The following is a 13,724-nucleotide window of genomic DNA, read 5'->3' on the forward strand; positions in this document are numbered from 1 at the left end:
CCGCTTCGATCAAAACGCGATCAGTAGCCTAAAAACACGTCCAGGATCATTCAACCATGATTCCAAGGCCAATTGTGCATCCTCCACCCGATAAATAGCCGTTACCAGTTCTTCGATCGGGCAGGTTTTCATTTTCAAGTAATTCATTACCGCAGCAAAATCCTTTGCCGTGGCATTGCGCGACCCGCTGATATCCAGCTCCTTTTTGACAAAAAACTGTGTATCAAAAGGAATTGCTTCCTTTGCATACCCGATATACAGCACTCTGCCTGTATATGCAGCGGCAGCAATGGCCGCCAGGTATGTTTCCTTTCGGCCAACGGCTTCGATAACAACATCAGCTCCCATGGACTGAGTCAACACATCCAATCTCGCATGCAGATCTTCCGTAGCGCTATTAATCGCATACTTTGCACCTAGTTTTTTCGCTAGTTCGAGCTTTTCAGTACTCACATCGACAGCAATGACTGTTGCTCCCCGTAATGCTGACCGAATGATTGCCCCCACTCCAATCATACCACATCCAAATACCAATACAATATCGCTGTCTGTTACCGATGCTCGGTCAACGGCGTGGAAGCCCACACTCATAGGCTCCACAAGAGCCAATTCTTTGGATGAAAGTTGTCCCCCAGCGATGATCTTTTCAACAGGTAAGACAAGATATTCGGTCATGGCACCATCGCGCTGTACCCCCATAGTCTCGTTGTAACGGCAAGCGTTGGGCCTATTATTTTTACATGCGGTACAAACACCACAGTTGGAATACGGGTTTACTGTAACTTTTGTACCAACCTTAAGATCAGTTGTCACATTAGTCCCCAATTCCACGACCGTTGCCCCAATTTCATGCCCTGGTATGACCGGCAAATTGACCAATGGATTCAACCCCCGAAAGGTATTCAGATCCGAACCGCAGAATCCAACATAGTCTACCTTTACGAGGACATGTCCATCCTTAACAGTCGGTTGCGGAATATCCATGATTTCCACACGTCCCTCTTTCACTATTTTTATTGCTTTCATTTATAAATGGCATCAAGATTTAAATAACAATTGCGTTGATTATGAATTGTATCAAAGCTCCTGTCGGAATTGATGAGATTTCCTGTTTTGGAATCTTTACTAGTATCGTATAGTCAAAAATAATTATATAGAATGGAGAAAGGAACTCCATTAGCGATAAAAACTAACACGATATCGATCCATCCCATTATATATTGCAAAACCTCTCTTTCAAAAATTCCAAATAAGGGAAGGTTAGTAACGATCAGATAAATTGCTTGATGCTAAAAAAAAATTGCTCAGATAAGTTCAGCTACTAGTACGGCTGTTATGAAACCATCACCTTCACAAAAAACAAAACTCTCGGAATAATTCCACAAAAAACATACAACGATCTCTTAGAGATGTGTTGCTTGCGCAAAAACCACATTATCGACAACTGTACGTAAAAAGTGTTGTTTTTTTTTAGAGAAAACGAGTATTATTGTATCTGAGATTAATATGGTATCTAACTATTTTTCCGCTTAGCATAATGATAAATAACGAAAAGAATAAACTCGATTTTACACTATTGAATATTGGCTATGCGGAACATCTGGCAGATTGGAACTTTCAAAATATTAAGAGTCCTTTTGCAAGAATACATTATGTATGTGAAGGTGAGGCATCTATTATTTTAAAGGATGAAATCATTAAACTTCGACCTGGCCATCTCTATCTTACACCAGCCTATATCCATCATAGCTATGCCTGCTCAGCTAAACTCTCGCTTTATTACATCCATATTTATGAAAATCCCGAAATAAGGTCAAGTATTTTTGATCGTTACACTTTTCCAAAGGAGATCAAATCTGATCAGCTATTGGAAACAGTCATCCAGCATCTCTATGCCTCGAATCCAGGTCGTGAGTTAAAAATTTACGATCCAAAGGGCTACGATAATTCATCAGAATTAATGAAAAACATGGCACTTCAAACGGCTTCGCCTTTCGCCAGAGCCTCCGAAAACCAAGCGATCATTCATTTGTTGATGAGCCGATTTCTAGCAGAAGCGACCAACAAAATACCACAAGTAGAAAAACGACTTCTGCGTGTGCTCGATTACATAGACGAAAATATCAATCATACGATTTCAATCGAACAACTTGCCAATCTGATTTTTATCTCCAAAGATCATCTGATCCGACTTTTCAAAAAACACATGAATGCCACACCGGTACATTACATCAATCAAAAAAAGATAGAAAAAGCACAGTTGATGATGTTAATCGATGAAGACAATATCCAACAGCTGTGCTTTAAATTGGGCTTTGAAAATATATCTTATTTCAACAGACTCTTTAAAAAAATAACGGGCGAAACACCTACGATTTATAAACGTCGAATAAGCAGATAAAGTACCCCATTTATGAATAAGGTCTTGAAGACATTGCTTTCGTTATTAATTATGATGCCCTATCGGCAGCTTAATTTTCTTTAACTCCTCTAAATTATGTATCGGTCGCTCCAACTCGTAAGGAATCGGCTGACGCGAAAAACACTGAAAGTACTGCAGACAAGCATCTTTCCACCAAACTGCATCTCTAGCTTGGATTCTCAGTTTAGCTTGAACATCCGAAAAACGTGATCGATCAATATACCTTTCCATACGATCCCAAACTTTTTGAAACTCCCTCACTTTTTGGACACCGTGATCATAACGGAAACATAATTCGGTCCAAAGCGTATTGCCGCTATTCATTCGATAATTCCAAGAAACATGATGAAACCACAATAAAAGATTTTCAGGACAAGTGGATATATTCCCATAAATCTTGTCCAATGGTGGATTATATTGTGTTACAGCACGACTTCCATTAACCGTTCGGTCAAAGCCTAATCCCACGCTATCCGCATTATGGTAATACCATGGCATCCAGTCTGGACGTCCCCCCGGGATATCGCCCCAAGGTTCTGGGCCGTAATGATGCTCAAAAGCAAAAAGGTGATGTAGACCTAAAGGCATCATATAATCGACTGCTACCTCCCGTGATTCAAGCATCAGCTTCTTTACAGGTTCCACAAACTCCTCAACTCCAGTAAAAGTCATACGTATCCACTCATCTGCTATCTGAGCCGACGAAAGGTTATTGTTCCACGCCAGGCGCCCAAAGGCGTACCAGTTGGCCTGGGCAAAATGATGCCCTGTCCAATTGGTATCCAAACCAATATTGGCGACAGCGGCGATTGCAGTTTTACCTCCCAAATGCCCCCTACTGCCGGTCAATTTTGACACCGTTTGCCCTTTCCCATTGGCATAGGTATCACTATCCAATACTTCCTTAAACAAGGGGGCCAAATAGACCAGATGATTAGAAAAGCCCAAATATTCCTGTGTCAATTGAAATTCGAGCATCTTTGCTGTATTAGGCATCGCGCCCAACAAAGGATTGAATGGCTCTCGGGGCTGAAAATCTATAGGCCCATTTTTTACTTGAAGAATAACATTGTCCCGGAACTCGCCATCAAGGGGAACAAACTCTTGATAAGCCTGTTTGGCACGGTCATCTTTAGTCGGATGATAGACAAAAGCCCGCCAAAACACTATACCACCATAAGGACTTAGCGCATCGGCAAGCATATTTGCCCCATCCGCATGGGTTCTTCCGTAATCTTGCGGTCCTGGTTGTCCTTCAGAATTTGCTTTGACCAAAAATCCCCCGAAATCCGGAATTAATGCATAAATTTCTTTGACTTTGGATTTCCACCAGCGCTTAACTTCCTGATTTAAGGGATCTGAATTGGTTAAACCGCCTATGTTTTGGGGTGAGGAAAAATTGATTGACACATATACTTTAATTCCATATTTACGAAAGACATCCGCCAACGCTTTAACCTTTATCAGATAGTCCGTCTTCAAGAGATCCGAAGAAGCATTCACGTTATTCAATACCGTCGCATTAATTCCTATCGAAGCATTGGCTCGTCCATATTGTTCATATCGGGATGAAAGTTTATTCGGCAATTCCCCCCAGTTCCATAATGAATGCCCGGCATAGCCGCGTTCTATTGTCCCGTCCAGATTGTCCCAGTGATTTAAAACCCTGATATCATAGGAAGGTATTTCAACCCATCCCGAGCGGGGTATCCCTACTCCCGTTTCCTGAAGACGTAATAAATGATAAACAGCATATAATATACCCACAGATTGGCCGGCAATCACATAAACCTGATTTTCGTGTTGGCTTATCTGATAGCCATCTTTTAAATCCTTTCGGCTAGGATCTAATTTTAAGATGACATCCCCTCCCTTCCAGTAACATTCCAGTTCCTGTTTTGCCAATGCCAAGGTTACATTGGTTGATTTTCCTTTTATAACCTGGATGGTGCCTACAGGTTTCTCCTGTTTTGAAAACCGCAGCCACAATTGACTGCCATCCTCCGACCGTAAAGTAGTGGGGATACTACAAAGCAACATCAACAATAAGAAATGGAAATACATGGTATACCTCATCCGTGAAAAAACAAATACATTTTTTAAGAAGACAATCCATCGATTGGCTTAATATGACCATTCTCATCATACGTCAACTCAATAACTTTCATGCTTCTGAGCCAGGTCTTTCCTCCAGACGGAACCGAGTCGTGATAAAATAGGTACCACTTGCCCTTGAATTCCACGATGCTGTGGTGTGTGGTCCAACCAACAACAGGCGATAAGATCACCCCTTGATAAGTAAATGGTCCATAAGGATTGTCTCCGATGGCATAACAAATCAAATGGCTGTCGCCTGTAGAATAGGAAAAATAATACTTACCTTGATATTTATGCATCCAGGAAGCTTCAAAAAATCGCTTTTCCGTATCCCCATGCTTTAATGGTTTGCCCTCTTTATCTAAAATAACAAGATCCCGCGGCTGTTCCGAAAACTCCAGCATATCAGCAGACATCTTGACAACCTTTGGCGACAATGCAGTTTCATCAGATTTCGGCAATTCATTGGGCAAAACAATCTTATTATTCCGATAAAATTGAAGCTGTCCACCCCATATACCACCAAAATATAAATAATAGGAACCATCTGTATCTTTAAAAGCACATGGATCAATACTGTAACTTCCCTTAATTGGATTATCCTGCGGCACAAATGGTCCATAGGGTTGGTCTGCCATAGCGACACCCAGTCTAAAAATATCGTTTTTGTCTTTCATGGAGAAATACATATAGTACTTCCCGTCTTTCTCGGCTACATCGGAATCCCAAAGCTGACGACCGGCCCAAGGAATGTTTTTTACATCCAATACCTTTCCATGATCAACAACCTCCGCATTGATATCTTCTAGGGAAAATACATGGTAATCCTGCATATCGAAATGGTCGCCGTTATCATTTTCGGGGATGCCGCTTTCCCTATCGTGAGAAGGATAAATATAAATTTTGCTTTCAAAAACATGCGCTGAAGGATCAGCCATGTAACCTCCGGGATATAAATACTTACTTTTGTTCATTTTTCTTATTTCTTTTTTTTTTGAGTCAACGCAATAATATCTTTTACAAAAGGTTTGGGCTGATAATTCCGGTCAAATAACAACGGATAGTCTGTACGTCCCGGAATAGGCCAACCATTCTTCCATGAGTCTCCATCGCTAACACCCCACAATGTCACACGCGATATTTTATCCCGATGTTTGAGATATAAATTAAAAAACGCTACATATCTCGCTCCCAACTCGTTCATTTTCGTTGCAGGAAGTCCTTTTTCGTACGGGTTCATCGCTTTACTGTAGGCATGACGCTCCCCTATTTCTGCGCCCATATTGGGACGTACATGCGGTAGGACCGAAATATCCATTTCCGTCACCATTACCTTCGCACCAAGCCCCGCAAATCCGAGTATGGTTTTTTCGACTTCATCGACCGATGGATTGTCCAATGCATTATGTTCCTGCATACCAATTCCAGTGACCTGCCCACCGGCGGCCTTTACCTGTTGCACCATGCGCATAATACCCTTTCTTTTTTCGGGGATAGCAGTTGAATAATCGTTATAATATAATTCTGCATTTGGATCTGCCTCATGCGCAAATTTGAAGGCCAATTCAATAAATTGCGGCCCGATGATCTGGTAGAATTTGCTTTTACGCCATTCTCCATTATCCAATATGGCCTCATTCACCACATCCCAACCAAATACCCTTCCTTTATAACGGGAAACAACGGTTTGTATATGCTTCCGCATGCGTTCGATAAGTACCTCTCGGGTGACCTCTTTCCCATTTTTATCGACAAAAAACCAAGCTGGTGTCTGCGAATGCCAAATCAGCGTATGACCGATAATTTGCATTTTATTTTTTTCTCCAAATGCGACAAAGCGGTCCGCATCCTTAAAATCGAACTCACCTTCCCTTGGTTGCAAAAACATACTTTTCATACAATTCTCGGCAACTATGGAGTTGAACTGCGTTTTGACCACCGCGACCGCTGCCTGATCGCGCTCCCATATCTGATCAAGGTTTAATGCTGTTCCTATAAAAAATTTACCCTCAAATGCATCTTTCAAGGTCAATGAATCAGGAGCCCCCTTCAGGTTCTGCAAAGTGGCTGAAGCAGCAGGACCAAATAGTAAGGCTGCTACCGCCACAAAAATAGTTTTTAACATCTTCATGGTTTATTTTTGATTAATAAGTATGTCTTGATTCTATATCCCGGTTAATTTTATCGATCGTTACATCATCCAGCTCGTATTTGGAGATAACATACATCGCGAGCACCAAAAGTACTGCAGGAATAACAGCCACCAACCATAAAATTCCCTTTTCAGCCAATGCAGATTGTCTTACGGCATTATCTTTATCAAATTCAACATAAGTCAGTACCAATCCAGGGACGACACCTCCCAATGCCATTCCAGCCTTATAAAAAATACCTGTCAGTGCATTGACAATACCCGAAATACGCTTACCGGTTTTATATTCGCCATAGGATATGACTTCAGGTACAAGTGCCCACATATACCCCGTAGCAACGATTACACCAGTTGATTTGATAAACTGAGCAGCCAATACCAGTCCAATACTACTCTTGAGTGTCTCGTTGGATGAAATTATGTACAACATGAGCATTCCAAGGATAGCGACAGTCAGAAAAACATAGAACATTTGCTTCTTTCCTATTGTACGTTTGATAGCCGGCACCAATGGCATAAAAATAAAAGCAGGCAGGGAGCCCAGAGCCATAAAATAAGGTAGCATATCTGGAGCATGTACATTATAGATCATGTAGTAGGATCCTGCCGAATTACCGATGGCCATCATCGCAAATGCTGTAATGAAAAAAAACGCCAAAATACGCAAAGGCCGATTGTGCTTAAATTCTCGCCATAGATCAGATACGCGTACATTATCAGTATCCTTTTCATCCATAATAACCCGTTCTTTTGTTTGTGAGAAACAAAAAATCAGAAGGGCCAATCCGACTAAAGCATAGATCAGCATCGTTGTAAACCAGGCTTCGGCCGAATCTTTTGAGTTTATCTTTCCATCTGGAGAGAGATACTGTACGACCAGCGGTACGCCATATCCAACAGCCAGCCCGCCCACGTTCGCCATAAACATGCGCGTCGATGTTAGTTTTGTCACCTCGTCCGTATCCCTCGTCAAAGAAGCATTTAAAGCACCATAGGGAACATTCACTAAAGTATAAAGCATTGATAGGCCAACATAGGTAATATAAGCGTAGGCCAAAGAACCCGAAAAGCCATTCCAAAAACACAGAATTGCAAACCCCGTCAATGGAATTCCTCCCAACACCAAATAAGATCTGTATTTTCCCATCCGGGGATTTCTCTTATCGACAAATGCACCTACAATGGGATCCCACAGCACATCCACGATTCGGACAATGAGAAACATGACTCCCGCCGAAGCAGCAGAAATTCCATAAACATTGGTATAAAAAATCAGGAGGTACATCGAAACAGTCTGGTAAATAAGATTCTGTGCAAGATCACCAGCGCCAAACCCCACCCGTTGTTTCATTGAAAGTTTGTAAAAACCTTTAATAGGCTTTACCTCTGTCATACTTTGATCCATATAATTGGTTATTCGATTAGTTGAATTACAAGGGTAAAACTACAAGTAGCTTTCTACCAGGAACCAATACAAATGTTTTATATTCCAATAAAAATGTTTAAAAAAGGCTGCCCATTTTCTTGGGACAGCCTTTTTCTACATGTTTGTAAAGCCGCTTACCGGCTAACGGTTCAATTCTTTACATACTTTACCAGATAGCTTTTGGTTTGTCCTTTGTAAACACAATCGACCTGTGCGTAATCGGTCACCGAGCTGCCTTGTTTAACTTTGATTTCAACTTCAGGGTTATTTGCCATAGCCTTCACCACAGGAATCTTCTTATCGTTGGTTTCCATTGGAAAAGTAACTTCATAATGGTTGTAACCAACGATGCCGTTCTCATCGGTAGATCGCACAGGAATCGAAGGCAACATTAGTTTTTTGCCATTCACTGTAATCGTAACCGAAGGCGGTACCGGACGTTCAATTTTTTTGTCTTTCGAACTAAATCCCAATCCTATAAAATCAAAAAGCGGCTTTCCCTCTTCACCTTCGGCGACTAGAAACAAGGGATGTTTGCCATCCAAGTGATCGACATAATTAGAAACATCGACCGTAAATTGCTTTACTGTTGTCGCCGTATTTGCGGGAACTGTTATTTGCGCAATACGCTTTCCCTTCCAGGTTTCGTTATCCCAAGGGCCATCCAGCCACACATTGACCTTAAATGAAGCTTGTGTTTTTGGTGTAATAAACAGATTGAAGGTCGTACGATTTCCTTTTTTTGTTCCCTCGAACGCCTTTAATCCAAATTTATCCTGTTTCAGGCCACCAAATCCAAAATATTTAAAACCTGCGATAGTTCCATTTTTCATATTTGTCACAGGCATATGGTTATCCCATACGTCCCATGAATCCTGTTGTAAACTGATATCTGAAAGATAACAGGCATATCCAGCCGAGTAATACCGATAGGGGTCTAATCCATAGAAATGGAATCCTTCCGATGTCACCTCTGCACCTTTATATTCTTTTCCCTGCTTATCTTTGATGGTTAAATTTTCTTGAAATGGGTCAAAAGCTCGGATAGCAACCATCCCACCATCTTTTACACTTTTTTCATCCCACGAAACTCTGATAGGTTCTACTACCGCCTGACGTGCAAAGCCAAATCCGCGTGGCGGTCTATGGTAAAATACGTACCATTGTCCATTGATCAATTCGATACTGCCATGGGTATTATGCCCCGCATTGCTGGTTTCGATAGCCGATCCGTCTTTATTTAATACTGGAGCACGCGAATCGACCAAAACACCACCACTCTTCCAAGGCCCCAAAGGTGAATCCGCCACCGCGTACCGCAAGGTTGAATTTGAGCTCCCTACCCCATATTCAGGACCCGAATAGCCACTGTATACCGAAACATATTTGTTGCCGACTTTACGAATTGATGAAGCTTCAAAAAAATTAAAAGTTCCTAAATCCTCGCCCTCAAAAATATTAGGATAGGCGGTACCTTTTGGATCACGCAATTCACCATATCGTGCACTTGCTGGCAATAGATAATTAATAATTTCGGTACCTGATCGTAGCGAATACATCGTTTTCTGATCTAACTGTGCCGCCATCGAGCGTTGAAAACCCCAAAAACCATATGCCCGGAATCCAATTTCATAATCAGGATCTTTGGGATCCGTCACATATTCAATGTAAACGGCCGGATCAAACCCTAAGATACTTCCGGGCAAAGTACGCTTACCGTCTTCCGTGAGGTTTATAGGTTTAAAGGGGCCATTTGGTCGATCGCCTTTGACTACCATTGCTTCACGTTTATCTCCTCTGCTGTGTGGAAACAAGTAGTATTCTTTTTTTCCATCTTTACGTTTGACCTCTACAAGATCTGGGGCATACATCACATCCCATTTTCCATCAATCGGATAGCTAAAAATAGCCCCCTCGTCTCGCCAGCTCGTTAAGTTTTCAATCGGCGCTGACCACATCCGAATGTCAGGCCCACAATAACTCGTAAAACGTAAATCATGGGAACCAATGATATATGCGCGATATTTCCCCGGCTGGTCAGGATCTTCAAAAACACGGGGTTCACCATCAGGGAGATGCTCCCAAAGCGGTAGATATGGATTACCTATAGACTGGTGCACAAACCCCTTACTGAGATCCTTCACCATATTTTGCTGCTGCCCCAACGCCCGTGTTGTTGATAAAATTCCCGTAACGGATAATAACAATACAATTGTCCGTTTTTTTAAGACAATATTTAGTCCCTTCATAAATTGATTATATTAATTACTTAAATTGCTGAATTATATTTTTATACTATTCAATTGATTTTTTTGCTTCGAACTACTCATGCTACCAATTATCGGTACGAAATGGCACAGCTAGCATTCCTTCCTTATTGACTAGATTTGCATCTTCGGGATTATTGCTCCATGCATAGCGGACTGCCTGTGGACTGCTGATCTTTGGATGACTCAATACAACCTCATTCCCTCGTAAAACTGCATTCGCCCATACGAATTTTCTGTCTGAACCTGCAATCGCAAAATGCTGCAATTTTTTACCATGACCGATAGCCAGTCCCTTTCCAATTTCGTTGAATGAAACGACAACTTGATCTCCATCGGTCCGCATATGTTTAAACCGTGGGCCGGAGGCAACTACTTGTTCGCCATACAACATCTTACGCGCGCATAGAAATAATCGCTTTGCCATATCCTTCTTATTTAGCGGATGTATATCGTTCCACTCACCAAGATCATAAGTCACGGCAAGCGCTGTTAAAGGGACCTCTTTGCTAACCTCAAATTGAGCCTCCCTGATCCTTGCCCAGTTAGACTCCGCCGGTAACGTATCTTTGGCCATAAAGTTGGGCAGCTGCACCATCAAAAAAGGAAGCTGAGGCTGACCAAATTGCGCGCGCCAATTACTGATCAAACTAGTAAGATAGCTTTGATAATAGGATGGATCGCCCGCATTTGCTTCCCCTTGATACCAGAGAACACCTTTTATTCCATAGCCGCGCAATGGATAGATCATTCCGTTATACAGGCCTGAACCAACCTGCCCCAAATGCCGCAGGCGGCTTTTATACTTTTCAACTTCTTCCTGCTCGATCGCAATTTGCCAACGCCATTCGCCTGCAAGATCAATACATACATCGTCCAATCTAATCTTATAGGATTTATCGGGTGTAAATCCGCCATCCCCTCCATCCGATCGCAGGCGAACGGTTAAATTATTTCTTCCTGCATGAAGTATCCCTGCAGGAATATCGTAAATCCGTGGCGGGTAACGGTAGGCAGTAGAACCTACAAAATGACCATTGACATACACCGAATCGCTGTCGATCAGAGTCCCCAAATACAACTTAGCATGCCGCCCTTCTTTAGCTACCGGAACAGTAAAATCCTTCCGGTAATAACGTACCCCTTTAGTAGTTCGCTGCGCTTTTTTCCAGTATTCAGGCACCAGCACCGTTGGCCAATCCGAATCGTTATATTCTTCTTTCGTCCAATAATCCGCTCCCAGATCTCTTTCGGCCAACCGAAAGCTATCGACAGCATGTTGATCTAGCAACAATTCAGGAAACTTTTTCAGATATTTCTGATCAATCCAGCGCTCTATTCCTGATCCGCCGAGACTAGATACGATCATTCCGACAGGAATACCATTATGCCGATAGGACTCCATCGCATAAAAATAGGCCAATGCCGTCCAATTCATAACATCAGAGGCGATACCCGAATGCCATCGTTCACCAGAAGGTATATCTTCCTGTCTATCCACTATACTATTTTGTGTCGGCACCTTGAAATAGCGGATCATATGATTATTCGATTCATTTATTTCAGGAAAACGTTCGACAAGCCGCTTAATCGGTGTCTCCATGTTGGACTGGCCCGAACAGAGCCAGACATCGCCAATTAACACATCGCGAATAACAATGTCATTGATCTCCATGAGATAAGGACCACCGTAATGCTGTGGCGGGATATGCACAGACCACTTACCATCCCCCCCTGCTTCTGTATAATAGTATGCCCCTCTAAAACGAAGAGTAATCTTTTCGCCTTTCGCTGCCCATCCCCAAATATTAAGATCGATATCCCGCTGTAGAACCATCTGGTCCCCCATGATCGCTGGCAACCGTACACTGGCAGCACATGGTAGTAGTCCGAGAAGCCAAACAGTAACCAGCGTTAGACGACTAAAAAAAGATGAAAAACAAAAGAAATTTTCTATTCTAAAAAACATATTCTACCACTTTACCTTCCAAATTTCCAACAATCGAAAAACAGAATATTCGACGGAGCCTTGCCTTTAAAAACAAAGTATAAATCATGTATTCCCTTCACTTTATCGGCTAATACAGTCTCCACTGTAGTCCAGCGGTCATCGCCTCCTGTCATAGGAACTTGTATCGTAGCTAATAAAGCCCCATCGATCGCTCCCGAACGAACCTCCATACTCACACCACCGTTATGTGTTGTTCCCACCCGCGCAAAAAAAGTGCTGGCACCTTTCTCACCAAATTCAACATTTTTCACACAGGTATAAGCTCCATCTTTCCTTGCCTTTATAAAAACGCCTACTTTTTCATGCTGATAGGATTTAACATGCTCGGACCAAGCAATCATTTCGGCCTGATGAAGTTCGTAAGGGTTTACGTTTGCTAGCCCCTGAGTAATTCCTGCAGTCATTTTCATCGGCGGGATACTGCCGTCTGGATTAAAGTTTAATTCCTGAACAGCAACAGAGCGCGTGAAACCTCCCCCGCCGGGTAAAGCTCCATTGTGATAAAAGAAATAGGTCTTCCCTTTAAAATCGACAACACCAGGATGGTTTGTAAATGCTTTTCCTTCGGCTGACATGACTACACCACCATACTTCCAGGGTCCTTCGGCTTTTTTGCTGGTCGAATACCCAATAAATTCAGGTAAAGGGCCTCCCGGCCAAAAAAGATAATACAAGCTGTTTCTTTTGTACAACCAGGGACCTTCCTCGTAGGTTGTAGGTCGTTTCGGATCTCCCACTCTTTTTCCAAATGATGCTGCTGTCATCGGAACCTCAACGATATCACCCGCATAAGAGATCATATCTTCATTCAGCCTGACATATTTCAGCTGAGGATTCCCCCAGTACATATGTGCCTCACCATCGTCATCAATAAACACAGTCGGATCGATATCGCCCCATTCACTCTGTAGTAATGGTTTTCCCAAGGGATCATGAAAAGGTCCCAACGGACTATCAGCAACTGCAACACCGATCGCACCACGATTGTTGAGTTTAGAAATAACAGGCACATATAGATAAAATTTACCATTCTTTTCAACACATTGCGCCGCCCAAGCATCCCCTTTTGCCCATTCAAAATCTGTATAAGAGAGAATCGCACCATGGTCGGTCCAGTTCACCATGTCATTGGTTGAATACACCCGCCAATTGTTCATATTAAACCAGGTGGATTCTTCTTCATCCTGCGTGGTATAAAGATAAAGACGGTTATTATACACTAATGGTGCCGGATCCGCCGTATAGGATGTCTGTACGATCGGATTTTGTGCTTTTAACGTATTTATTGAAGGCAAAAACAGGAATTGGAATCCAAACAGAAATAACGTAAAAAATTGTTTTCTCATATC

At 42.3% G+C, this 13,724-nt stretch carries 9 protein-coding genes; 1 reads left to right on the top strand and 8 read right to left on the bottom strand.

What is annotated here, in order from left to right:
* Nucleotides 1–9: 9 nt before the first annotated feature.
* The gene (locus tag ACHWSC_RS13805) at nt 10–1,026 is read right to left on the bottom strand and encodes a zinc-binding alcohol dehydrogenase family protein (RefSeq protein WP_120332439.1); all 1,017 of its coding nucleotides are present in this window, start codon (nt 1,024–1,026) and stop codon (nt 10–12) included.
* A 511-nt stretch (nt 1,027–1,537) separates the two neighbouring features.
* Here ACHWSC_RS13805 and ACHWSC_RS13810 point away from each other — a divergent pair.
* On the top strand, nt 1,538–2,401 hold the full coding sequence (locus ACHWSC_RS13810) for an AraC family transcriptional regulator (RefSeq protein WP_088162333.1): 864 nt from the start codon (nt 1,538–1,540) through the stop codon (nt 2,399–2,401).
* A gap of 45 nt (nt 2,402–2,446) precedes the next feature.
* On the opposite strand, the gene ACHWSC_RS13815 is transcribed toward ACHWSC_RS13810, so the two are convergent.
* The 7 genes from ACHWSC_RS13815 to ACHWSC_RS13845 all read right to left on the bottom strand — a co-directional run bounded on the left by ACHWSC_RS13815 (nt 2,447) and on the right by ACHWSC_RS13845 (nt 13,721).
* Nucleotides 2,447–4,498 (bottom strand): alpha-glucuronidase, encoded by a 2,052-nt coding sequence (locus tag ACHWSC_RS13815; protein ID WP_394677149.1) that lies wholly within the window; start codon nt 4,496–4,498, stop codon nt 2,447–2,449.
* Nucleotides 4,499–4,521: 23 nt separating this feature from the next.
* Nucleotides 4,522–5,493, bottom strand: coding sequence for a glycoside hydrolase family 43 protein (locus ACHWSC_RS13820; protein WP_394677150.1), 972 nt, complete (start codon nt 5,491–5,493; stop codon nt 4,522–4,524).
* A 5-nt stretch (nt 5,494–5,498) separates the two neighbouring features.
* The gene (locus ACHWSC_RS13825) at nt 5,499–6,644 is read right to left on the bottom strand and encodes an endo-1,4-beta-xylanase (protein WP_394677151.1); all 1,146 of its coding nucleotides are present in this window, start codon (nt 6,642–6,644) and stop codon (nt 5,499–5,501) included.
* Between the two features lie 19 nt (nt 6,645–6,663).
* Nucleotides 6,664–8,076, bottom strand: coding sequence for an MFS transporter (locus tag ACHWSC_RS13830; protein WP_394677152.1), 1,413 nt, complete (start codon nt 8,074–8,076; stop codon nt 6,664–6,666).
* A 170-nt stretch (nt 8,077–8,246) separates the two neighbouring features.
* A complete protein-coding gene (locus ACHWSC_RS13835; RefSeq protein ID WP_394677153.1) occupies nt 8,247–10,346 on the bottom strand; it encodes a hypothetical protein in 2,100 nt (699 codons plus the stop codon).
* Nucleotides 10,347–10,428: 82 nt separating this feature from the next.
* Nucleotides 10,429–12,333, bottom strand: coding sequence for a sialate O-acetylesterase (locus ACHWSC_RS13840; protein WP_394677154.1), 1,905 nt, complete (start codon nt 12,331–12,333; stop codon nt 10,429–10,431).
* 11 nt (nt 12,334–12,344) lie between these two features.
* Nucleotides 12,345–13,721 carry a glycoside hydrolase family 43 protein gene (locus ACHWSC_RS13845; RefSeq protein ID WP_394677155.1) on the bottom strand — a complete coding sequence of 459 codons (1,377 nt, stop codon included), beginning with the start codon at nt 13,719–13,721 and terminating at the stop codon, nt 12,345–12,347.
* Between the last annotated feature and the right edge of the window lie 3 nt (nt 13,722–13,724).

It is taken from the genome of uncultured Sphingobacterium sp. (assembly GCF_964277905.1).
GTDB lineage: Bacteria > Bacteroidota > Bacteroidia > Sphingobacteriales > Sphingobacteriaceae > Sphingobacterium > Sphingobacterium siyangense.

Coding starts and splice junctions, on each gene's coding strand:
- ACHWSC_RS13810 (WP_088162333.1), top strand. CDS start 1,538: ATGATAAATAACGAAAAGAATAAACTCGATTTTACACTATTGAATATT.
- ACHWSC_RS13825 (WP_394677151.1), bottom strand. CDS start 6,644: ATGTTAAAAACTATTTTTGTGGCGGTAGCAGCCTTACTATTTGGTCCT.
- ACHWSC_RS13815 (WP_394677149.1), bottom strand. CDS start 4,498: ATGAGGTATACCATGTATTTCCATTTCTTATTGTTGATGTTGCTTTGT.
- ACHWSC_RS13820 (WP_394677150.1), bottom strand. CDS start 5,493: ATGAACAAAAGTAAGTATTTATATCCCGGAGGTTACATGGCTGATCCT.
- ACHWSC_RS13845 (WP_394677155.1), bottom strand. CDS start 13,721: ATGAGAAAACAATTTTTTACGTTATTTCTGTTTGGATTCCAATTCCTG.
- ACHWSC_RS13840 (WP_394677154.1), bottom strand. CDS start 12,333: ATGTTTTTTAGAATAGAAAATTTCTTTTGTTTTTCATCTTTTTTTAGT.
- ACHWSC_RS13805 (WP_120332439.1), bottom strand. CDS start 1,026: ATGAAAGCAATAAAAATAGTGAAAGAGGGACGTGTGGAAATCATGGAT.
- ACHWSC_RS13835 (WP_394677153.1), bottom strand. CDS start 10,346: ATGAAGGGACTAAATATTGTCTTAAAAAAACGGACAATTGTATTGTTA.
- ACHWSC_RS13830 (WP_394677152.1), bottom strand. CDS start 8,076: ATGGATCAAAGTATGACAGAGGTAAAGCCTATTAAAGGTTTTTACAAA.